23 protein-coding genes are annotated in these 21817 nt (G+C 68.0%); 13 read left to right on the top strand and 10 right to left on the bottom strand.

Annotated features, from left to right (window positions below; all coding sequences use genetic code 11):
* Positions 1 to 119 precede the first annotated feature (119 nt).
* On the top strand, positions 120 to 1934 hold the full coding sequence (locus D6T64_RS18770) for a DEAD/DEAH box helicase (protein WP_119976199.1): 1815 nt from the start codon (positions 120 to 122) through the stop codon (positions 1932 to 1934).
* 274 nt (positions 1935 to 2208) lie between these two features.
* On the opposite strand, the gene D6T64_RS18765 is transcribed toward D6T64_RS18770, so the two are convergent.
* The 3 genes from D6T64_RS18765 to malQ form a co-directional block, all read right to left on the bottom strand.
* Entirely contained in the window at positions 2209 to 2829 is a 621-nt protein-coding gene (locus D6T64_RS18765) for a DnaJ family domain-containing protein (protein ID WP_119976198.1), read from the bottom strand.
* Between the two features lie 10 nt (positions 2830 to 2839).
* Positions 2840 to 3346 (bottom strand): GNAT family N-acetyltransferase, encoded by a 507-nt coding sequence (locus tag D6T64_RS18760; RefSeq protein ID WP_119976197.1) that lies wholly within the window; start codon positions 3344 to 3346, stop codon positions 2840 to 2842.
* 229 nt (positions 3347 to 3575) lie between these two features.
* On the bottom strand, positions 3576 to 5879 hold the full coding sequence (gene malQ, locus D6T64_RS18755) for a 4-alpha-glucanotransferase (protein WP_119976196.1): 2304 nt from the start codon (positions 5877 to 5879) through the stop codon (positions 3576 to 3578).
* Between the two features lie 284 nt (positions 5880 to 6163).
* On the opposite strand from malQ, the gene D6T64_RS18750 reads away from it, so the two are divergent.
* A complete protein-coding gene (locus tag D6T64_RS18750) occupies positions 6164 to 7126 on the top strand; it encodes an FAD-dependent oxidoreductase (RefSeq protein ID WP_119976195.1) in 963 nt (320 codons plus the stop codon).
* Positions 7127 to 7173: 47 nt separating this feature from the next.
* Here D6T64_RS18750 and D6T64_RS22725 read toward each other — a convergent pair whose 3' ends face one another.
* Entirely contained in the window at positions 7174 to 7881 is a 708-nt protein-coding gene (locus D6T64_RS22725; protein WP_158594923.1) for an HNH endonuclease signature motif containing protein, read from the bottom strand.
* Positions 7882 to 8047: 166 nt separating this feature from the next.
* On the opposite strand from D6T64_RS22725, the gene D6T64_RS23465 reads away from it, so the two are divergent.
* The 7 genes from D6T64_RS23465 to D6T64_RS18715 all read left to right on the top strand — a co-directional run bounded on the left by D6T64_RS23465 (position 8048) and on the right by D6T64_RS18715 (position 13852).
* Positions 8048 to 8179 (top strand): hypothetical protein, encoded by a 132-nt coding sequence (locus D6T64_RS23465; protein WP_267900498.1) that lies wholly within the window; start codon positions 8048 to 8050, stop codon positions 8177 to 8179.
* A gap of 71 nt (positions 8180 to 8250) precedes the next feature.
* Positions 8251 to 8841, top strand: a complete 591-nt coding sequence (locus D6T64_RS18740) for a TetR/AcrR family transcriptional regulator (protein ID WP_119976194.1) — start codon at positions 8251 to 8253, stop codon at positions 8839 to 8841.
* 105 nt (positions 8842 to 8946) lie between these two features.
* The gene (locus D6T64_RS18735) at positions 8947 to 9993 is read left to right on the top strand and encodes an alpha/beta fold hydrolase (RefSeq protein WP_119976193.1); all 1047 of its coding nucleotides are present in this window, start codon (positions 8947 to 8949) and stop codon (positions 9991 to 9993) included.
* Positions 9994 to 10030: 37 nt separating this feature from the next.
* On the top strand, positions 10031 to 10588 hold the full coding sequence (locus tag D6T64_RS18730; protein WP_119976192.1) for a DUF7010 family protein: 558 nt from the start codon (positions 10031 to 10033) through the stop codon (positions 10586 to 10588).
* Positions 10585 to 11226, top strand: a complete 642-nt coding sequence (locus tag D6T64_RS18725; RefSeq protein WP_119976191.1) for an ABC transporter ATP-binding protein — start codon at positions 10585 to 10587, stop codon at positions 11224 to 11226. Before D6T64_RS18730 ends, D6T64_RS18725 begins: the two co-directional genes overlap by 4 nt.
* Complete coding sequence (locus tag D6T64_RS18720; RefSeq protein WP_147364617.1) at positions 11223 to 12746, top strand: hypothetical protein; 1524 nt, start codon at positions 11223 to 11225, stop codon at positions 12744 to 12746. Before D6T64_RS18725 ends, D6T64_RS18720 begins: the two co-directional genes overlap by 4 nt.
* Before the next feature lie 140 nt (positions 12747 to 12886).
* Positions 12887 to 13852: a manganese catalase family protein gene (locus D6T64_RS18715; protein WP_119976189.1), complete on the top strand. Its 966-nt coding sequence runs from the start codon at positions 12887 to 12889 to the stop codon at positions 13850 to 13852.
* A gap of 107 nt (positions 13853 to 13959) precedes the next feature.
* On the opposite strand, the gene D6T64_RS18710 is transcribed toward D6T64_RS18715, so the two are convergent.
* From D6T64_RS18710 to D6T64_RS18695, 4 genes are read right to left on the bottom strand one after another with little or no spacing between them, the layout of a single operon-like run.
* On the bottom strand, positions 13960 to 14526 hold the full coding sequence (locus D6T64_RS18710; protein ID WP_119976188.1) for a P-loop NTPase family protein: 567 nt from the start codon (positions 14524 to 14526) through the stop codon (positions 13960 to 13962).
* Positions 14527 to 14535: 9 nt separating this feature from the next.
* Positions 14536 to 15096, bottom strand: a complete 561-nt coding sequence (locus D6T64_RS18705) for a hypothetical protein (RefSeq protein WP_119976295.1) — start codon at positions 15094 to 15096, stop codon at positions 14536 to 14538.
* A 30-nt stretch (positions 15097 to 15126) separates the two neighbouring features.
* Positions 15127 to 15912, bottom strand: a complete 786-nt coding sequence (locus D6T64_RS18700; RefSeq protein ID WP_119976187.1) for an ABC transporter permease — start codon at positions 15910 to 15912, stop codon at positions 15127 to 15129.
* A complete protein-coding gene (locus tag D6T64_RS18695) occupies positions 15909 to 16631 on the bottom strand; it encodes an ABC transporter ATP-binding protein (protein ID WP_119976294.1) in 723 nt (240 codons plus the stop codon). The genes D6T64_RS18700 and D6T64_RS18695 overlap by 4 nt, the downstream gene beginning before the upstream one ends.
* 174 nt (positions 16632 to 16805) lie before the next feature.
* On the opposite strand from D6T64_RS18695, the gene D6T64_RS18690 reads away from it, so the two are divergent.
* The 3 genes from D6T64_RS18690 (at position 16806) to D6T64_RS18680 (ending at position 19509) form a co-directional block, all read left to right on the top strand.
* Positions 16806 to 18050 carry a sensor histidine kinase gene (locus D6T64_RS18690; RefSeq protein ID WP_158594922.1) on the top strand — a complete coding sequence of 415 codons (1245 nt, stop codon included), beginning with the start codon at positions 16806 to 16808 and terminating at the stop codon, positions 18048 to 18050.
* Positions 18032 to 18697: a response regulator gene (locus D6T64_RS18685; RefSeq protein WP_233551406.1), complete on the top strand. Its 666-nt coding sequence runs from the start codon at positions 18032 to 18034 to the stop codon at positions 18695 to 18697. The genes D6T64_RS18690 and D6T64_RS18685 overlap by 19 nt, the downstream gene beginning before the upstream one ends.
* Positions 18698 to 18870: 173 nt before the next feature.
* Positions 18871 to 19509 (top strand): hypothetical protein, encoded by a 639-nt coding sequence (locus D6T64_RS18680; protein ID WP_119976185.1) that lies wholly within the window; start codon positions 18871 to 18873, stop codon positions 19507 to 19509.
* 5 nt (positions 19510 to 19514) lie between these two features.
* Here D6T64_RS18680 and D6T64_RS18675 read toward each other — a convergent pair whose 3' ends face one another.
* A complete protein-coding gene (locus tag D6T64_RS18675) occupies positions 19515 to 20531 on the bottom strand; it encodes an EamA family transporter (protein WP_233551404.1) in 1017 nt (338 codons plus the stop codon).
* Positions 20532 to 20585: 54 nt separating this feature from the next.
* Here D6T64_RS18675 and D6T64_RS18670 point away from each other — a divergent pair, with 54 nt between their 5' ends.
* Entirely contained in the window at positions 20586 to 21146 is a 561-nt protein-coding gene (locus D6T64_RS18670) for a CGNR zinc finger domain-containing protein (RefSeq protein WP_199719225.1), read from the top strand.
* Here D6T64_RS18670 and D6T64_RS18665 read toward each other — a convergent pair.
* Positions 21143 to 21796 (bottom strand): IMPACT family protein, encoded by a 654-nt coding sequence (locus D6T64_RS18665; RefSeq protein WP_119976183.1) that lies wholly within the window; start codon positions 21794 to 21796, stop codon positions 21143 to 21145. The genes D6T64_RS18670 and D6T64_RS18665 overlap by 4 nt on opposite strands.
* Between the last annotated feature and the right edge of the window lie 21 nt (positions 21797 to 21817).

The raw sequence follows: 21817 nt of genomic DNA, 5'->3' as shown, positions 1-21817 counted from the left end.
GACTGAACAGTGGGTTGAACGTTAAATCTACCCGTAACAGACCTACAAAGGGGCTTGCGAACCCGCGCACGAGCGCTTCGAGGCGGCTTCGGCCGCAGACTTCGACTACCGTTGATACTATGACGCTTTCTGACACCACCACGCAGGGCGAGGCCGACGCTGCCTCAACTGCGATCACTTTCGCCGATCTCGGACTCAATGACGCCATGCTCAAGGCGCTCAAGGTCGTCGGCTACGAAACACCGTCCGCCATTCAGGCCGCGACGATCCCCCCGCTTCTCGACGGCCGCGACGTCGTCGGACTCGCCCAGACCGGTACCGGCAAGACGGCCGCGTTCGCGCTGCCGATCCTGAACCGCCTCGACCTGTCGCAGAAGAACCCACAGGCCCTCGTGCTCGCGCCGACCCGCGAACTGGCCCTGCAGGTGTGCGAGGCGTTCGAGAAGTACGCCGCCCACATGAAGGGCGTGCACGTGCTGCCCGTCTACGGCGGACAGGGCTACGGCCAGCAGCTGTCCGCCCTGCGTCGCGGGGTGCACGTCGTTGTCGGTACCCCCGGACGCATCATGGACCACCTCGCCAAGGGCACCCTCGACCTCTCCGAGCTGAAGTACCTCGTGCTCGATGAGGCCGACGAGATGCTGAACATGGGCTTCGTCGAGGACATCGAGACGATCCTCGCCGACACCCCCGACGACAAGCAGGTCGCCCTGTTCTCGGCGACGATGCCGGCGCAGATTCGCCGCATCTCGAAGAAGTACCTGAACGACCCCGCCGAGATCACGGTCAAGAACAAGACCACGACCAGCGTGAACACCACCCAGCGCTACCTGATCGTGTCCTACGGCCAGAAGCTCGACGCGCTGACCCGCATCCTCGAGGTCGAGAACTTCGAGGGCATGATTATCTTCGCCCGCACCAAGAGCGAGACGGAGCTGCTCGCTGAGAAGCTGCGCGCCCGCGGCTACTCGGCGATGGCGATCAACGGTGACGTGCAGCAGGTACAGCGCGAACGCACCGTGAACCAGCTCAAGAGCGGCAAGCTCGACATTCTGGTCGCAACGGATGTCGCCGCTCGCGGCCTCGACGTGGAGCGCATCAGCCACGTCATCAACTACGACATCCCGATCGACACCGAGTCCTACGTGCACCGCATCGGCCGCACCGGCCGCGCCGGACGCAGCGGTGCGGCCATCAGCTTCGTCACCCCGCGTGAGCGTCGCCTGCTGACCGCGATCGAGAAGGCCACCCGCCAGCCGCTGACGCAGATGCAGCTGCCGAGCGTCGAAGACGTGAACGTCACACGCCTGACCCGCTTCGACGACGCCATCACCGCCGCGCTCGACGAGACCGACCGCATCTCGAAGTTCCGCGACATCATCGCGCACTACGTGTCCCACCACGACGTGCCCGAGGTCGACGTGGCCGCCGCCCTCGCGGTGGTCGGCCAGGGCGAGACTCCCCTGCTGCTGAACGCCGAAGACGTGCGCGCCCAGCAGCGCCACGACCGCGAAGAGCGCACCGAACGCAGCAACGAGCGCTACGGCGACCGTAACGATCGCGGCAACGACCGTGGTGGACGTGATGACCGTCGCGACAACCGCGACAGCTACGGGGACCGCGGCAACCGCGGCGACCGCGAGCACGCCCCGCGCAGCGAGCGTCCCGTGCGCTCGAGCGGCAAGCCGATGGCCCAGTACCGCATCGAGGTCGGCAAGCGCCACAAGGTGGAGCCGCGCCAGATCGTGGGAGCGCTCGCGAACGAGGGCGGCCTGAGCCGCGACGACTTCGGGCACATCAAGATTCTTCCCGAGTTCTCGCTCGTCGAGCTGCCGGCCGACCTGTCGAGCGATGTCTTCTCGAAGCTCTCCGCGACCCGCATCAGCGGAAAGCTCATTGAGCTGCGCGCCGACAAGGGTGGCGCGAGCCGCTAGGCATCCGCTCGCCCGGGCACTTCGGTTCTCGGGTAACCGGCAGTGAGATACGGAAAAAGCACCCTCGTTGTGACGACGAGGGTGCTTTTTCCGTATCTCAGTGCCGTGCACCGCCCATTGTGGCCGAGGTACGGATAACGTGCCCTCGCGACGGTATCAAGGGTGTTTTCTCTGCACCTCAGCGGCCCTGCACCTCAGCGGCCCTGCGCAGCAGCGGCCCTGCACCTCAGCGGCCCTGCGCAGCAGCGATCGCACGCTGCAGCGATCGCGCGCCTCAGCCGCGAGACCGGGCGCGCGCGGCCCGACGGCGGTCACGCCAGGTCATGGCGGCGAGCTCGGCCGCGTCACGCGCGCGCTGCTGCTGTGCCGCCTCGGCACGGGCGGCCCGTCGCTCTCGCCAGAGCACGACCTGCTCGGCGACATCGCGGGTCGGCGTGACCACGGGCGGACCGCCCTGAAGCTGCCGCCGGGCCGCCACCACCCGGGCATTGAAGTCGGTCAGGATGCCCGTGACCGCTGACTCGGACGGTGCCCGGTCGAGCCGCGCATCGAGTTCGGCGTTCTCGGTGCGCAGGGTGAGGGCGGGTGGCCCGAGGCCGGTGATCTTCTCTCGCTCGATCTTCTGGCGAATCCACCAGTCCGGGTCGTAGCCGTGCTCCAGGTTGGCGAGCGGTTTGCCGGCGCCGGGCAGGTTGTCGAACTCGCCCCGGCGAATCGCCTGCTGAATGGCCATTTCCACGTATTGGGCGCGGGCCTCCATCATGGATTGCCCGGCCTGGTTCTGCTCGGGTTCCGGTTCCGGGCGATCCGCGAGTTCCTCGGGCGAGAGCATCCGCTCAATCTGATAGCGGGCGACATTGAGTCGGGAATCGCTGCGGTCCTTCTTGCCGGTCATGGCTGCCAGCCTAGGTTGCGACCGGGGCAGTGTCGACCGGCGCGTCAATCACTGCGCGCCGCATCAGGAAATTCGTCAGGGCCACACCTCCTCGCACCGGATGCCGCTCCTCGACGACGACAAACCCGTTCTTCTCGAAGAATGCTTGGGCCGTGAGGCTGACGTGGCTGGTCAGCTGACGGATGCCGCGGCTCCGGGCCAACTCCCCGACCCACGCCAGCAAAGCGGTCGCGACGCCGCGACCGGAGACACTCGGATCCACGAACATCATGTCGATGTAGCCGCGATCGTCGACGTCGGTGAAACCCACGACGCGGCCGTTGATCGTGGCCACGACGGTGCCTGCCGCCACCCGTTTCGCCGCCCAGACAGTGATGTTCACGTTGTCCGGCGCCCAGACCGCGATCTGCTCGGGCGAGTAGTCCCGGCTGGCCGTGACCCGAATTGCCCGCTGGAACACGGCGAGGCTCGCCTCGGCGTCCCGGATATCCCGGGCGTCGTAGGCACGAATCAGCATGGTCCGACGCTACCAAGCCGGGTAGGAAGTGACCTGTTCGGCACACTTCCCGCGTAGCGGCGCAGCACCCGCGTAACGGCGCAGCACCCGCGCAGCGGCGCAGTACCCGCGCTCGGCCCTGAACGTTGGACAGCTGGCCACGTTGAGCGGCGCAACACTCGCGCTCAGCGTGAGGGCCAGCGTGAGGGCAGCCGCCCGGGCGTCGGCGGTCGGCGGCGGTCAGCGGCGGTCAGCGGATGCCGCCGATTGCACGCACGAGGGCGGCGAATCGCTCACTGGTGGGCAGGTCATCGACGAGTACCGGGCGACCGTCCGGTCCGGCGAGCGGAACCCGCCAGTTCGGGTACTCATCCACCGTGCCGGGCTGGTTCTGGGTGCGTCGCTCGCCGACCGCGTCGACGAGAGCGACCCCGAGCAGCGTCGAGGGGGTGAGGGCGGTGAGTGCGTACAAGGCCTCGACGGTCTGCTGAACGGATGGCGCGGCATCCGTCGCCGCACCCGGCAACAACCCTCGCTCTCGTGCCAGCGCCAGCACCGATTGCTGTTCGGCGGCGTCGATGGCGCGTTCCTCGGTGACCGGGCGTGCGAGAATGCCGAGGGATTCGCGCAGGGTGATGTGGTCTCCGGCGAGGTACCCGGTCGTGGGCGGCAGGTCGTGCGTGTTCACGCTCGTCAGGCACTGCTGGCGGTAGTGTTCGGGCGCCAGTGGAACGCCGTTATACCGTTCGAACCAGAGGATCGAGGTGCCGAAAATACCGCGTTCCACGAGGTAATCGCGCACCCACGGCTCGAACACGCCGAGGTCCTCGCCGACAACGATCGCGCCGGCCCGCTGGGCCTCGAGAGCGAGGATACCGATCAGGGCCTCGTGGTCGTAGTGCACGTAGGTGCCCTGCGTCGGGCTGGCACCGGCCGGGATCCACCACAGCCGAAACAGCCCCAGCACGTGGTCGACCCGAATACCGCCGGCATGCCGCAGAACGCTGCGCAGCATGTCCCGGTAGGCCGCATAGCCGGTCTCGGCGAGCCGGGACGGGTGCCACGGCGGCTGCGACCAGTTCTGCCCCTGATTGTTGAACATGTCCGGCGGAGCGCCCACGGTCACCCCGGCGGCCAGCACGCCGTGCAGGGTCCAGGCATCCGCTCCCCTGGCCTGAACGCCCACCGGCAGGTCGTGCACGATGCCGAGCGGCATGCCAGCCTTCAGGGCGGAGCGCTGCGCGCTCTCGAGCTGCTCGTCGCACAGCCACTGCAGCCAGCTGTGGAACTCGATGCGATCGGCAAGCTCGTCTTTCTGCCCGAGTGCGAAGGCACTGCGCGGCCCGCTCGGCTGCACGTCCCACTCCGGGGCATCTGGCGCGAACTTCTCGGTGAGGGCGCACCAGAGGGCGAAATCCGCCAACGCGTCCCCGCCGCGGGCGCGGAAGGCCGCGAACTGCTGCTGACGGGCCGCACGCCGGGGCACATCGTGAATCAGGGCGAGGGCCTCGAGCTTGGCGCTGTAGGTCGCGTCACGGTCGAGCCGGTCGGGATCGGCGTTGGCGGCGTGCATCCGCTCGGCCAGGTCATCGATGCGAGTGCGAGCATCCGCCGGCAGATAGGCGTATTCGGGCACGTCTTCGACCCGCAAATAGATCGGGTGGAAGAACCGACGGCTGGTCGGCAGGTAGGGCGAGGGTTCCACGGGCGGTGCCGGTGCGGCCGCGTGCAGCGGGTTCACCAGAACGAAACCGGCACCGTACTGGGCTCCGCCGATCGCGGCCAGGTCGGCGAGGTCGGCGAAGTCCCCGATGCCCCACGACCGCGTCGACCGCACCGAATACAGTTGCGCCATCAGGCCCCACGCCCGCTGCCCGTCGAGCGCCGGCGGGTTGTCGAGGTGGCTCGGCGTGACCACCAGAAAAGCGGATGCCTCGCGCCGGCTCGCGGCGTCTCCGTCGGTCGCTCCGCTCCCGCCCCTCCCCTCGGCACCCTCGGCACCCTCGCTCTCAGCGTGCAGCACATGCCACCCGAGCCCCAGGTCGCCGGGAATCTCGAAGATGCGCCGACTCACCGTGACCCCGTCGATGGTCTGGGTGTCCCACCATTCGTCGACCTGGAGCAGATCGCGGCGGCTGCCGTCTTCGCAGATCAGCCAGACATCGACGGATGCTCCCTGCCGCGCGTGTACCGGCACGCCCGCGGCCGTGCCGTTTTGAATCGACGAGTCCTGCACGACGACAACCGGCGGCAGCAGGCGGCGCCAGGGCGCGAGGGCGAACTCCCGGCGGGCAGCCGCCACATCATCGGCGGTCTCGGCAGCGACACCGAGGGCGGCGAGCACGGCGAGCAAGGTGCTGCGACTCACCGAGATCTGCGCGCCATCGCCACCCCAGAACCAGGTATCCACGCCGTGGTCGTGGGCCAGGGCGAGCAACTCCTCGCTCGGACCTGCCGGACCTGCCGGACCTGCCGGACCTACCGAATCAGCCGAATCGTGCGGGTCAAGATTCGGGGCGTCGACGACGTCGTCGTTCAGGGGAACGGTGTTCATACGCACACTCTATTGGGCGACTTCGGCCGGTCAGGGGTGGTGGTGGCCCCCAAGCGGGCGGCCACTCGGCTCCACTCAGCGGCTCCACTCAACGGCGCCACTCAGCGGCGCCACTCAGCGGCGCCAGCGCCGGGGGCGCTGCGCTCGATCGTTGCCGTGAACGGGCCGGCTTGGGGACTTGGGAGTACCTGATCCGTCACCGCTACGTGGAACCGCGCACAGCGCCCGCGCGCAGGGAATGCGCCGTGGATGCAACGTGCGTGCGCGTGCAATAGCCTTCGCTCATGCCGAAGCCTGGGGAACTACACACGTGGGATGTCGTCGTCGTCGGAGCGGGCGTGTGCGGGCTCACCATCGCCCATGCGCTGAAAGCCCGGGGGCAGTCGGTGCTGCTTCTCGACAAGGGGTCTCGCCCCGGCGGCCGCCTCGCCAGTCGTCCGCTCGGCGGAATGCTGCTGAACGCATCCGTCGCCAGCATCACGACAGAGGATGCCGGGGTGATCGCCGAGATCGGTCGTCGCACGGGGGCCACTTTCACGCGCGTCGCCGACAGCGACTGGGCGAGCGAGTGGGCGTTTAGGAAGCCCGCCGGCGAGATCGCCGAGCTGTGGGCCGCCGGCGCGGTCGTGCAGCGCACCTTTGTCACCCACCTCGATGTGCAGGACAACGGCCTGATCCACGTCGTGCCCCACGGCACCGGCGACCCGATTGCTGCCCAACAGGTCGTGCTGACCGCACCGATGCCGCAGAGCGCCGAGATTCTGCGGCTGAGCGGGGTCGATGTCACCGCGCCATTGGCCGCAGTCCGATACGCACGGCGCGACGTGCTGCTCTGCGTCGTGGTCGGCCCGGAAAAGAGCGAGCACTTTCTCGATGAGTCCGCGGTCATCGACCTGATTCGGATGCGGCACCGCGACGACACCGGCCTGGTGTGGCTGGAACTGTTCGCGAACAGCCAGTGGAGCGCCCTGAACGCCAACGTTGACGCGAACTTTGCGCACGCCCTGCTGCTGCACGAACTGCGTCGCCTGTATCCCGGGGCCCGAGTCATGAATTCCGACCTGAAACGCTGGCGCTACGCCAACGCCCGCGTCACGGTGCCGAACACGACCTTCGACGCGAACCAGGGCGCGCCCGGCATCTATCTGGCCGGCGACGCCTTCGGCCTGGAGCGCGATGTCGAACATCCGACGGGCGTCGCCCGCGCCGTGCGATCGGGCCTCGATGTGGCCGCTGCCCTGCGGTAGCGCTTGGCGGGCCGCGTGAGCCTGGGTTCTAGCTGCTGGCCTACGTTCTAGCTGCTGGGTCTGCTGGGTCTGCTGGGTCTGCTGGGTGTGCTGGGTGTGCTGGGTGTGCTGGGTGTGCTGGGTGTGCTGGCGCGGTGTTTTTGGGGTGGTCGCCAGGTGTCGGTGGGGTCGAGCCAGTGTGGTGCTGTGACGTGGGGTTGGCCGTTGATCATGCGGACGCGCCGGCCGCCGAGGTTGTCGAGGCTTTGGTGGTGCCACCAGCAGATGGTGCAGCCGTTGGAGATGACGTTGTCTCCGCCTTGGCTGTAGGGGATGACGTGGTTGAGTTCGCAGAAGTAGGCGGGCACGGTGCAGCCGGGGATGACGCAGCCGCCGTCGCGGGCGGTGATGGCGCGGCGTTGGAGGTGGTCGAAGAGGCGTTTGCGGCGGTTCTGTGGGCTGCCGACCTGCACGAGCTGGCCGTTTGTGTTGTAGACGATGGGTTCGACGGTGCTGATTTTCATGAGGTCGGTGACGGTGGTGAGGGAGGGGGGCGTCGAGGCCGTCGATCCAGCCGACGCCGGTGCCGGTGTCGAGGTCGGCAGCGTTGACGTGCACCACGACGGTGGGGGCGGCGCCGCCGATGCTGGGTGCGCCGGGGTCGCGGGCCCCCGCCACGAACCCGGATACCGCACCGGCAGCGGCGCGCCCACGCCGGCGCGCACGGCGGTGAAGTTGCCCAGCGCCAGGCGCCGACGCACCTCGCGCACCGACACCCGCGTCAGTCCGACGGGAGTGTCAATGACATATTCTCAGTTTACCCGAATAGAACTGAAGTTCGAGACTATACATGAGTAGATCTCATAGTATTAGCAGATATTTCTCCCCCAGTGCCTCACCATCTGGTGTTACGGCCCGACCCGCAGGTCCTAGACTCCGACCATGGCCAATCAGTCACCGCCCTCTCACCCGACCCTGCGCGAGCGGATGCACCGCTGGGCGACGAGGGTCGCCAGCGTAGGGCGCGAAGTCGGTGAAAGCGCATTCGAGATCGCGTTCTTCTGGCGCCGCTGATCTCAGGCTGAGCAGCGCATCCGTTTCATCGGCGTCCATTGCAAACAACGCTGTTTGAGATATTGTCAAGCATGACCATTCCCGCCGTACGCTCGCCGCGCGCCGATTCGCAACGCAATCGGGCACTGATCATCGACGCCACGCTGCGCTGCCTTGCCGTCGATCCGCGCGCCAGCATGACCCAGATCGCCCACGCCGCGGGCGTGGGTCGCGTCACGTTATACGGGCACTTCGCCTCGCGCCGAGAGCTCATTGACGCCGCGGCACACCAGACCATGACCCGAGTCGAAGCGGAGCTGTCCCCCCTGGCCCTCGACGGCGATCCCCTGGAGGCGCTGCTGCTGCTCGCCAGTGCGTCGTGGCGACTCCTCGACGGCGTCGAAGGTCTCGTTGCAGCGGCAGAGCAAGAGCTGGGATCCGATCGAATTCGTGAGCATCACGACCAAACCCTGCACCGAGTTCGCGACCTGATCGAACGCGGCCAGGCCGACAACGCCTGCCGAGCCGACCAATCCGCTTCCTGGCTGACCGCTTGCTACTTCGCAATTTTGCACGGCGCCGCCGCCGAGGTTCGGGCCGGCCGACTCAGCGACATGGAGGCGGCCACTGCGATTCCGAAAACTCTTCGCGCGCTGGTCTCCGCCGCAGGAACGCAGGAATAGTCCGGAGAGAATCTCCCGAAAACCCCTTCTCGTACAGTCATGTTGGAGTTATTATCGGAATAATTCAAACAACCGTGTTTGAATTTGAAGATTCGGAGGCCCGCCATGACCCGGCTCAGTTCAGTTCCGACAACGAGTGCAGTCCCGACAACGAGTGCAGTTCCAACCCGGGATGCAGCCACGCGGCCGCCGCGCCGCACCCGTGGCCTTCTGCGCTTCGTCGGCATCGTCGGCATCGTGATGTCCGCGGCGCTGATCGCCGGGGCCGCGACCAATCTGCTGCTGGAACGCGCCGAACAGTCCCAGATCGCCCCCTACGGCCAGCGTGTCGACGTTGACGGCGGCACGCTCAACGTCGTGCAGAACCGACACTCCGGCCCTCCCCTCGTGCTGCTCACCGGCCTGGGAACCGCGGCCCCCGGCCTCGACTTCGCCCCGCTGATCCGGCAACTCGATGACTACAGCGTCACCGTCGTCGAAGAGTTCGGCTATGGCTACAGCGACCAGAACGCCCCCGCCCGCACCGTCGAGAACATCACCGCCGAACTGCATGACGTCATCACCCAACTCGACATCCCCCAGCCGTACACCCTGATCGGGCACTCCATCGCGGGTTTTTACACGCTCCACTACGCCCACACCTACCCGAGCGAAGTGGCCGCGGTCGTGGGCATCGACCCAACCGTGCCCGCAGCGAAGGCCGAAACGGCGACACCCGCCGCAGATCTCTCAGCTTCAGCCGGACCGAATTGGCAGCGGATGCTCTCCACCACCGGTCTCGTGCGCGTCGCCAACACGCTCGCGCCTACCCTGGCCGAACCCGCCGGTGACGCCTTCACGGCCAGCGAGCGGGAGCGCATCCGGCTGATGACGAGCTGGAACTTCGGCAACGATGCCGTCGTCAACGAAACCGCCCTGATGGGAAGCAACGCCCAGAAGCTGCAGGACATCAGCTACCCCGCCGATCTGCCCGTGCTGACCTTTCTTGCGTCCGAGAGCCTGACCACGATTCCGCACTGGCGCGAGCTGCACCAGACCCAACTGCAGAACGTGACGCGACATGAGCTCGTCGAGCTCGACGGGGGCCACTACCTGCACTGGACCCAGTCCGACACGATGGCCGCCACGATCACGGCGTTCCTGGCCGGCTGATTTGCCCCGCGACCGGCACTAACGCCAAACTGACACCATGCACATCGCCGCGGCTCAACTCGATGTGCGCCGAATCTACCGTGGCGGTTTCGTGGGCCAGCTCGTTTCCGGAGGCATCTGGCTGCTCGCTGCTGCGGTCGCGACCTGGATCTCACCGACGGCGTCGATGGCAGCCCTCTTCCTCGGCGGCACGCTGATCTTCCCGATCACCACGGTCGTTTTGAGCGCGGCCGGCGGGCCTGCGGGGCTGCCGAAGGGGCATCCGTTTGCCGCATTGGCGATGCAGATCGCCTTCACCGTGCCGCTGGGCATGATCGTCGCCATCGTGGTCGGGCTGACCGAGCCGGCACTCTTCTTTCCCGCCAGCATGATCGTCGTCGGAGCTCACTACCTGCCGTTCGTCTTTCTCTACGGCATGCGGCTCTTCGCCGTCCTTGCCGGGGTCCTCGTCATCGGCGGCGTCGCTTGTCTTTCGGTGTGGCCCGCAGGCGCGGCGGCAAGCGGGTGGTTCACCGGGGTCGTGCTGGTCGCCTTCGCGTTCGCGCTGCGGGCGTCCGCCGCCAGGCTCAACCCGAACGCACCCACCAGAGGATGAGTACGGTGCCCCACCTCGAAGCCCGCGCAGTTTCCGCGTCGATCGACTCCGAAGTGCTGCTGGCCCCGACCTCGCTCACCGTCACCCCCGGCACGGCCCTCGCTATTCAGGGGCGCAACGGTTCGGGCAAGACCACGCTGCTGCGCATCCTGAGTGGCCAGCTGCGGCCGACCGACGGCCAGGCACTGTTCGACGGCCACCCCCTCGATGAGCGCAACCGCGGCGCCCGCCGGGCTATCTCCGCCCGCATCGGCCTCCCCGCCTTCGCGCGCGAACTGACCGCCCACGAACACCTGCGTTTCATCGCCACGACCTGGGGTCGCACGGGCTCCACCGCGACGGATGCCGCCGACGCCACCCTGAAATCCCTCGAGATCAGGCCCCTTCGCAACCGCTTCGTGAATGAGCTGTCCTCCGGGCAGACCCAGCTCTTGTCGCTCGCGACAGCCCTCGTGCGGCCCTTCGACGTGCTGGTTCTCGACGAGCCCGAGCAGCGCCTGGACGCACACCGCCGGGGTCTCGTGGTCGCGGCCGTGCGCGCGCACATCGACCGTGGGGCCTCCGTCGTTTTCGCGAGCCACAACGCCGAGATGGTGAATTCGCTCGCCGACACGACCGTGAGTCTCGGCGAACAGTGAGTGGGCAGCGCCGGGTGCTCGCCCAGGCCCGAACGGTGCTGGCCGCCCGCAGCGGCGCATCCGCCAGAACCGCCGGTGACACCGGCTACCTGATCTACCTCGTATTCCTGACCGTCGTCCTCGTCGCGGTGCCGGCCGCGGTGTCGATCGTGCGCGGGGTCGCCCAACCGCAGGTTCTCGCCGCCCTGGACTCCCCTGGCAGCTATCGCGTCGTCGCCGTGGTCGCGGCGCTGCTCGCCGCCACCGCCCTGCTGCTCGGGCGCACCCGCGGCGCCGTGGTGCCGAGCCCGTTCCTCACCGAGTTTCTGGTTGGCAGCGATCTGCCGCGCAACTCCACCCTGCGTCGGGCGTTCATGGCCACCGCGACCGTGCTCGCCGGTTCGGTCGTGACCGTGGCGGGCCTCGTGATCGGGGCCCGAATCGTGGGCGGGGAGGCGGCATCCGTCTCAATGGTTCTGGTCGTTTTCGGCTTCCTCGCGTTCGCGATCGTGCTCGCCGTGCTGTGGCTGATGGGGCAGGGCCTGCCGCGCCGCATCACCGTCACCCTGGCCGTGGCTGTCATCGCGGCGGGTCCCCTGGCCGGCAGTGACGGCGTGCTCTGGGTCACCCCCGGCGGATGGCTCGCCGTGCTCTGGCAATCGCTGGGTGCGGGCACGCCCGTCTGGTGGCCGGCCATCGCCCTCGCTCTGTCGTTGCTCTCCCTTCTGGCCGTGCCAGCACTGCTGAACAACCTGCGCGGCTCCGAGATCATGGCGCAGTCGCGGCGCTGGCAGTCGATCGGCACCCTGGTGCAGACCGGCGACATCGCCGGGGCCTCTGGCGCGCTGCGCGACCCGCCCACCCGAGGCCGGCGCATTCGCATCCCCCTGGCCGGGCCGCTTCCGTGGGCAATTCTGCGACGCGATCTTGCCGCAGTCTGCCGATTTCCTCTGCGCATCGCCGTCGGCTCCCTCGCGCTGGTCAGCGCCGGCTGGCTCACGGCCACAACGTCAACGGCACCCGACGGCCTCACCTGGCTGACCGCCCTCGCCGGAGCGTCGATCGGATACCTGGCCGTGGGCGTCTACTGTGACGGCCTGCGCAACGCCGCCGAAAACGCCGGTCCCGGGTCGATGTATGGCCGAAGCGCCCTCACGATGATCGGCTGCCATTCACTTCTGCCGTGTGTCGCCGCACTCGCCTTCGGCGGGCTGGGCGTCCTGGTCGCCGGAGCATCCGGTACGGCCTTCCCGTGGTGGCTGCTCCTGGCCGTCTTCATCGTGCTCGTGCGCGTTCTCGACAGCGCGAAGGGTCCGATGCCGATCACCCTGCTGCTGCCGGTGCCGACACCTCTGGGCGATGTGTCGATTCTGAACGCCATCGTCTGGCAAGCGGATGCCCTCCTCATCATTGTCGCCGTAGCCGGCGGCCTCACGGTGAACTTTCATGCCCACGGCCTCGGAGCGGCCGTCTGGCTCGCCCTCGCCGCAGTTGGCGTGGCCGCCGGGGCGCTGCGGCGCATTCGGGCGCTTGGCGCCTGACATAAGCGCACAACAGAATTCTTCGCTGATTTTCAGCAGCGACGTGACGAATCGGGCCAGCGTCTCGTCGTCTTAGTGATGCGTCTCGCACGCACCAGCACGACGTCACACTCACTGCGCCACCAACGTAAGGGGAACCGATGTACTTTCACACTCAGCTCCTGATCAACGAGATCGCCAATGACGAACCGGATCCCGCCGCCGCGAACGCCCTGCAGGAAGGGCTCGGCGGCCAGTTCGGCGAGATGCGCACGATGATGCAGTACCTGTTCCAGTCGATGAACTTTCGCGGAGCGGCGGCCAAGCCGTACCGCGACCTCATCCAGGGCATCGGCACCGAAGAGATCAGCCACGTCGAGCTGATCGGCACCACCATCTCACGGCTGCTCGATGGCTCGCCGCGCTACCAGGGCAAGCCGACCGATCCGCTCGACACCCCCGCATCCGGTGGCAAGATTCCCTTGGAACTCGCGCTCACGCAGGGCAATATCCATCACTACCTCGTCGGCGCGCAGGGTGCCCTGCCCGTCGACTCCGTGGGCAACCCGTGGAGCGGCAGCTACGTCTACAACTCCGGCAACCTCGTGCTCGACCTGCTCTACAACCTGATGCTCGAATCCACCGGCCGGCTGCAGAAGTGCCGCATCTACGAGATGACCGACAACGCCACCGCCCGCTCGACGATCTCCTATCTGATTGTGCGCGACCAGGCCCACGAGAACGGTTTCGCGAAGGCCCTCGAGACCCTCGGCGTGAACTGGAAGACGCTGCTGCCGATTCCGAAGACCAACGCGGAGAAGTTTCCGGAGGTCAAGAAGCTCGTCGACCTGGGGCTGCAGAGCAAGCAGTACACGTTCGACCTGGCCGGGCAGTCCGAGGCGGGCAAGATCTATCGGGGTATGTCGCCCTCGAACGACGGCACCGAGCTCGACGCGACCGAGCAGGCGCCCGCCGGGGTCCCCTCGCTGATCTCCCCGGAACGCCTCGAAGAGTTCGCTCCCGGCCTCGACCCGGAGCTGCTCGCGCTCATTCAGGCGACCGCCGACCTCGAACTCGCCGACGTCGACGCCATGTTCGGCCCGGTCAGCGACCGCGTGACCGACTAAATTCCCTGGCTCACTCGAGAGGGGTGCACGACCGCCGAGTTTGGCGGTCGTACACCCCTCTCCCAGCCCGCTGCGCATGTTCGCCCGGTTCCGCTGACGCGCCCGGCTCAGCGCGTCGCCCGGCGCAGCGGCCCCGCGAACCACTGCCCGACTTCCTGCTGCGACCGCAGCCGCACGACCACGAGCTGCGGGTAACGGGCCTCCAACGGCGGCACCCGCTGGTCGTAGGAACGCCGCGTCGAGATCGCCCAGCGCACGATGTGCTCCGGATCCGTGAAGATCGTCCGAAACGGCGGCTCGATATTGCCGTTCCACAGTTGCGAACGCCGAATTCGACGACGGATGGTGCGCCCCACCACCCGGGGCAGCGTCACCCTCACGAACGGCAGATCAAGCCAGACCAGCAGGTCCGCCCGTTCGGCCAGAAGCGGACGCGCCTCGGTGTACTGCCACTCGGTTGTCCAGGACTCCGCGTTCATGAACGCGTGCACGTCGGCGACGAATTCCGGCCGGGCAACCCAGCCCGGGCCGTGGTATGGAGCGTCAATCTCGGTGTGTAGTCCTCCCGTGACGGCCGCGATCCGTCGGGCGAGTGTGGTTTTTCCGGCGCCGGACACCCCGGCCACGAGCACCCGTCGAGGTCGATGAGGCAGCGCGTCGTGACCGGAGAGCATCGCCCCAGTTTAGGCATCCGTTCTCGCAGCACCCGGTTTGGGCCGAAAGCCGACCCGGGGCCAAATCGTGTATCCCACGGCCCAGAGCAGCTCAATACCGCAGATCAGCAGCAGAATGCGGTACAAGCCTTGCAGGGCGACCGTCTGCGCGGCGTTGCCGACCAACCAGGTCAGGCCCACCAAGACGAGGGCGGAGATCGCTGCGGCGAGCAGGGTTCGTGCGACGTCTTGCCAGCAGGCCAGGGTGTATTCGGTTCCCGCAAGCCGAATCGGTGCCGGGCCATCGGCGAACCGGTGGGCAAAGTGGATGTCGGCCCAGCGGATCATCTGGTGTCCGTACGCGACCGAGAACCCGACGTAAACCGCGGCCAGGCCGTGCACCCACTCCGCTTCGGCCCCGGATCGAAGATGCACGGCGGTCGTGATCAGCAGGACCAGGTCGATGACCGGCGCCACAGCCAGCAGAATGAGTCCGAGCGTGCGGGCCTTGAGAAGGTATCGGGCGAGCAGGCCCAACACGATGACGACCCACAAGGCGATTTCACAGGCGATGAGAACAGACAGGATCACGATCGGCCCGCCTTCGTGGTCCACATCACGCTAGGCCACGTCACGGCGGGACGTGCGCCAGAGGCCCACAGCGAGCGGCACCCCGACCCACACTGCGACGGATGTGGCCAGCTGCGCCCAGCCCGTCGCGCTCATCTCGCCCATCATGAGTGGCAGCATCGTGACGTTCATGTCAAGCCATTTCGACGGCCCGACCAGCCCGGAAATGAACACGGTGAGCGTGGTCCAGACGATCGGCAGCGCGAGGTAGGCCACGATCGCAATCGGCGTGCTCAGAAACGCCAGACCGAAGGCCACACCCTGCGCGACGAGCAACAGCAAGGCCAGCGCGGCGCCGGCGAGCAGTGACCAGTCCATCGCCCACGATCCGTCTCCCCCGCGAAAGACGATGCCGACCACGTTGAGCACGGCGCCGATGACAGCGGTGAGCAGCATGACGAGCAGCCCGAGCAGGCCGGCGGATGCCAGCTTGGCCAGGTTCACCCGGGTACGCCGCGGTTCGAGGGCGAAGGTCGTGAGGCCCGTACGTTGGGACCATTCGCTCGTTGCGGCCATCACGCCGATGAGTGGCAAGAGCACGAATTGCGCCAGCGACGCAGCCGACGTCAGGTTGGACCAGGTCAGCTCCGCGGGTGGCGCGGTGGTCAGCGTCAGCACGAGCAGCGCCGTGTTCACCAGGGCGATCACGATCAGCAGCCAGAGTCCGGCGCGGGTGTCGACCTGTTTGCGCAGTTCGACCCCGCAGAGTCGGGCGAAGGGGATGCCGGTGGTGGCGCTGCGCTGCCGGGAAGGAATCGTCATGGTCAGGGTACTCATGCGGCCACGCCCTCTCGAGCGGTGTCGGCCGTCAGGTCGAGGAACAGTTCTTCGAGCCCGGAGACTCCGGCGAGCAGCTCGGTCTGGCTGCCCTGGGCGAGGATGCGCCCGCCGCCGATGATGATGAGGTCGTCGGCGATGGCCTCGACCTCGTGCAGCAGGTGGGAGGAGAGCAATACGGTGCCGCCGGCCTCCGCGAAGGAGCGCAGCAGGCCACGCATCCAGCGGATGCCAGCCGGGTCCGGTCCGTTCGCCGGTTCGTCGAGAATGAGCACCTGAGGGTCACCGAGCAGGGCATGGGCGAGGCCGAGGCGCTGGCGCATGCCGAGGGAATAGGTGCGGGCGCGGGCATCCGCTTCCCGCCGGGTGAGTCCGACGAGGTCGACGACCTCGTGCACGCGGGCCCGGGGCAGGCCCATGAGCGTGCTCGACAGGGTGAGAATTTCGCGGCCGGTACGGCCGCCGTGCTGCGCGCTCGCATCGAGCAGCACGCCGACATGGCGGCCCGGATTGGTGAGCTCTCGAAACGGATGCTCCAGCACCAGGCTGCGCCCGGAGGTCGGTGTGGTCAGGGCGCACAGCATGCGCATCGTGGTGGATTTGCCAGCGCCGTTGGGGCCGAGGAAGCCGGTGACGCGGCCGGGGCGGGAGATGAAGGAGACGTCGTCGACAACCAGATGGCGGCCGTAGCGCTTGGTGAGGTGCTCTGCGTTAATCATGTCTCCATGTTTTCGCTCGCCGGGGCCGAGCGGATCGACCCCGCGTCCCTCGCGCCTCCCCCTAAAGTCGCAGGTGCGAGGGACGCGGGGTGGAGGTCGGCCGGTTCGCACCCCCATACGCTGGGAAGCATGATCCCCTGGCCTCCGCCCGCTGCACCCCGGGAACCTGAAGGGATGCAGGCGACACAGTTGCGGCCGTGGTCACGGGTCTGGCGGTATCTCGCCACCGCGGTGACCGGCCTCTTGTTTCTCGTTTTTGCCTCTGCCGATTTTCTCGGTGCCGATTTAGACAATGTTCCGCCCGACATCGAGATTCACGTCGGCGGCCTCATCTTCCTCGATGTCGTCGTCGGAATCGTCGCGCTGTGCCTGCTACGGTTACGCCGGCGGCACCCGGTTGTGACGGCCGCCATCACGTCCGCGCTCTCCGGACTGTCGGCGTCAGCCCTCGCCTCGGCCGTCTGGGCCACGATCTCGATGAGCACCCATCGCCGGTGGCCAGGCGTGGTCTTCGTGGGCGTCATCTGGGCGCTGGCCACCGTTTTCTACGAACTGGTCCTGCGCGGGAGTGTGCCCGACATCGAGATGTACCCGGCGGTATGGGCATCCGGGAGCCTTGCGCTGGCGATTTATGTCATCTGCGTGGCGACCGGCTTCTACGTCGGTGCCCGCCGCGCCCTGCTCGCCACCCTGCGCGAACGGGCCGAGAACGCCGAGCGCGAGCAGGTGCTGCGAGCCGCATCGGCCCGCGACGCCGAGCGCACCCGCATTGCCCGCGAGATGCACGATGTGCTCGCGCACCGCATTTCGCTCGTCGCCCTGCACGCCGGCGCGCTCACCTATCGCACCGACCTCAGCCGGGAAGAAACCGCCCAGGCCGCCGGCATCATCCAGGACAACGCCCACCTCGCCCTGACCGAGTTGCGACAGGTGCTCGGCGTGCTGCGCGGCGGGCCGGCCAGCCTGGACTCGGACCCGCCCGAACCCGCCCAGCCCACGCTCGTCGACCTGCCCGCGCTGCTGGCTGACGCCCGCGAGGCCGGAACGACCGTCACGATCGCGGCGACGGATGCCCCGTGTTCCGCCCTGGCTGACGCCTTCGGAGCCAGCAGCCCAACCGACGGCGACCCGTCGAAAACCGTCTCCCGCACCGCGTACCGAATCGTTCAGGAAGCCCTGACGAACGCTCGCAAGCATGCGCCGGGCCAGCCGGTGGTCCTCTTGATCGAGCAAGCCGGAGATCTCCTGCACCTCGAGGTGAGTAATGCCCTGCCGGAGCGCCTGACGGCACGCGGACCGGGCAGCGGCGGGGTCGGCCTGATCGGCCTGCGAGAACGGGCCGAGCTCGCCGGCGGCCGCATCGAACACGGCACCGACGGCGGCACCTTCATACTGAAAGCATGGCTGCCGTGGGAATGACCATCCGCGTGGCCCTCGTCGACGACGACGCGTTGGTGCGGGCCGGGCTGCGCATGATTCTCGGCGGCGACCCGGCGCTGGAGATCGTCGGCGAAGCCAGCGACGGGCGCGCGGCGCTGGACCTCATCAGCAGTGAGGTACCGGATGTGGTGCTTATGGACATCCGGATGCCGCGCATGGACGGTCTCGCAGCCACCCGCGCCCTGCAGGAGCGCGGCGATCGCGCCCGCGTGATCGTGCTCACCACGTTCGACACCGACGACATGGTGTTCACCGCTCTGCGGCACGGTGCCGCAGGCTTTCTGCTGAAGGACACCCCGCCGGCCCAGCTCGTTGCCGCCGTGCACCGGGTCGCGAACGGGGAGCCCATGCTCTCGCCGAGCGTGACCGCGCAACTGATCGCATCCGTCGTCGCCGCTCCCGACGACCGCCGGCAGCGGGCCCGTGAACTGCTCGGTCGACTGACCGACCGCGAAACCGAGGTCGCGATCGCGATCGAGCGCGGGCTCTCGAACGCCGAGATCGCCGCCGAACTGTTCATGGGCGTCGCGACGGTGAAAACGCACGTCGGGCACCTGTTCACCAAGCTCGACGCGGCCAATCGGGTGCAGATCGCCCGCTGCATCCACGATGCGGGCCTCGCCTGACCGCCTGACAACCCGGTGGCTTGCCCCAAGGGGCCATCTGTGACACCTCGCGGAGGGATTTTCTCCTCAAGGGGCCATCTGTGACACCTCGCTCACGAGGTGCCAGAGATGGCCCCTTGAGGTCGCTTTCTAGCCCCGAGAACGAGAATCGGGGCGAGTGGTATGTTGTTTTGATGAGTGAAATCAGCGGGGGCGCGTCGGATCCACTTCCTCACGGTTGGGCGCGACTCGATCGGGCGGGCTGGTGGGCTACCTTCGCGGCAGGCCCGGGCAACGTCGTGCTCGTGGCCATCGTGCCCATCAACCTCGGCTCCGCTGTCGCTCGCGCCGTGGATATCTCGGCCTGGTGGGGGCTGCTGCTCGCGGTCGGCTCGATCGTGCCGCTGGTCGCACTGCTCTATTTCGTGCAGCGGCTGCGCTACCCGCAGCCCTGGGTCAACTTCGACACCGGAGAGCTGCGAGCCGGCCGCCGGGTCGTGCCGCTGGGCACCATCACCTGGGCCCGCCTCGACATGCTCGACCGGCAGCGCAGTCACACCCGCATGCTCACGCTGCGGTTCGGCGCCGAAAGCGGCCCACGGGCATCCGTTCGCCTGCGCAATCGCCGGGGGCAGACATCCGCCGCCTCGGTCACCGCGGTCGTCGCAGAAATCATTCGCCGGTCGACCATCGCCGTGCCGCATTCGAGTGACGATCCCGCGGGCCGATTCGCCCGCTATAACTTCCCCGGTTCACTCAGCCGCGACGACGTCCTCGACGTCGTGCTCAACCCACCGACCATCACGGACCCCGCCCCGGTCGTAACGGTCTGACCCACTCAGCGAGCGGATGCCGCGGTCTCGGGCTCCGGCCTCACCGCGGCAGCAGGCAGCGGTGGCAGCAGCACCTCAGCCCGCTCGGACCGCACCGCGGTGATCCCCCCGAGGATCAGCAGTCCGCCGAGCAGCTGCAGCGGGGTGAGCTGCTCCCCGAGCAGCAACCATGCGAAGAGCGAGGCGAAGACCACTTCGAGCAGCCCGACGAACGAGGCCAGCCGGGAGCCGAGCACTCCGGCGGCGGCGATTCCGGTGCCGTAGGCCACCGCGGTACTGACGACCACGAGCAGGATGATCGGCACCCACCAGGGCAGGAGCGCGCCGAACAGCGGCAGCTCGCCGAAGGTCGCGGTGAACGAGAGCACTCCGGTCAGCCCGAGCACCCCCAGGATGACACCGCCCACGATCAGGCCGAAGGCCGCGAGGGCAACGGGTGGCAGGTCGCGGTCGGGCCGGGCCGCGATGAAGAAGTAGGTCGCGCAGCCGATCGCGGCGAGGAACGCGAACGTCAGGCCGACCGGGTCGACGACCTGCAGGGCTCCGGGCCCGATCACGAGCACCAGGCCACCGACCGCGAGAGCGGAGCCGAGGAAGACGGCGGGGCGGGGCATCCGCCGGGAGACGGCCCAGGCGACGCCGACGAGGATCAGTGGCGCTAGAAATTCCACGAGCAGCGCCGTCGAGACCGGAATGGTCTGGATCGCCGCGAAGTACGCGAGCTGGGTGACAGCGACGCCGACGACGCCCATGCCCAGCACGCGCCAGCGGCCGAGCCAGAGCGCCGCCCAGCGCCCGCGCAGGGCCATGATCGCCAGGGGCAGCAGCACGAGCCCGGCGGTGAAGGCGCGCACGGTGACCGCGGCCGTCGGCGACCAACCGGCCTCCAGCAGCGGCTTCACAAGGGCGCCCGAGGTGCCGAAGGACACGGCGGAGAGAACCGCAACGGCGAGGCCGCCCGGTATCGAGGTGAGCTTGAGGGTTGTCGGCTGCATCGTGAGCCCTTCGGTCGCGCCTGTCATGGTCTAAACTGGCTGATACCACTGACAGTAGGACTGAACCGATAAGGAGTCAACTTGCATTTTGCCCCTGACACCGAAGAGGCTCTTGAATTTGTGGTGATGCTCGGCGACACCGACCCCGGCGCCTCCCGTAGCGGCCGGGACGAACTCGAAACGCTCGCCGACCTCGCCGCCCTGCTCACTCCCATCCCGTTCACCGGGCGCATCGACGGCGATGATGCCGAACTCGCCGACGTGCGGCAGACCCGCGACCTGCTGCGCCGGGTCTGGACCCTCGGCCGCGACGACGCCGTCACCGAGGTCAACCGCATGCTGCGCGAGGCGAAGGCTCTCCCCCAGCTCGCCCGCCATGACGTGTCGGACTGGCACCTGCACGCGACGGTTCCCGAGGCCCCCCTGGGCGAACGGATGCGCGTCGAGGCCGCCCTCGCGCTGATCGACGTGATTCGCAGCAATGAGATGGGCCGCCTGCGGCTCTGCGAAGCGGATGACTGCACCGGCCTGGTGCTCGATCTCTCGCGCAACGGGTCCAAGCGTTTCTGCAGCGTGCGGTGCGGCAATCGCATGAACATGATCGCGTTTCGCGAGCGGCAGGCCGCCGACACCACAGATTAGCGCTTGACGTCGACCCATTCGTGGCCGAGCGATTCCACCGTGGCGCCGCCGGCCGTGACCCCGGCGACGATCGCGGCCAGCCGTTCGGCGTCATCGTCCGCGATCCGCAGCACGGCCTCGCGCCCGTAGTCCGTTCCCAACACCAGCACCCCGCGCTGGCGGAGCTCCGCCTCGATGCGCCCGGCATCCGCGTGCGAGAGCGCAAGCGTGAAGAGTTCGCGGCGTTCACGCTCGACGACCAGGCCGAGCTGCTGCGCCTGGTCGATCGTCGTCAGCACGGCCTCCGAATACGCCCGAACGAGCCCGCCGGCACCGAGCAGGGTGCCGCCGAAGTAGCGGGTGACGACGGCGACGCAGTCGACGAACCCGCGTCCGTCCAATGCCTCGAGCATGGGCCGGCCGGCCGTTCCGGAGGGTTCGCCATCATCGTTGCCCCGGCGCACCTGATCGGGGACACCCGTCGGCCCGAGCACGAACGCCGAGCAGTGGTGGCGGGCCTTGTAGTGTTCCTTCCGTGCGTCCTCGACCACGGCATGCGCGTCGTCTTCGCTCTCCGTTCGAACGAGACGGCAGAGAAAACGGGAGTGCTTGACATCGATCTCGGCGTCAACGCGGCTGCCGGCGCCGCCGTGCAGGGTGAGATCGGCCATGCTCCCAGTCTCGCGCATCCG

The organism is Cryobacterium melibiosiphilum (assembly GCF_003602235.1).
Lineage (GTDB): Bacteria > Actinomycetota > Actinomycetes > Actinomycetales > Microbacteriaceae > Cryobacterium > Cryobacterium melibiosiphilum.
Note: the sequence above shows the minus strand (reverse complement) of the source record. Positions and strands in the feature narration are given on the sequence as shown.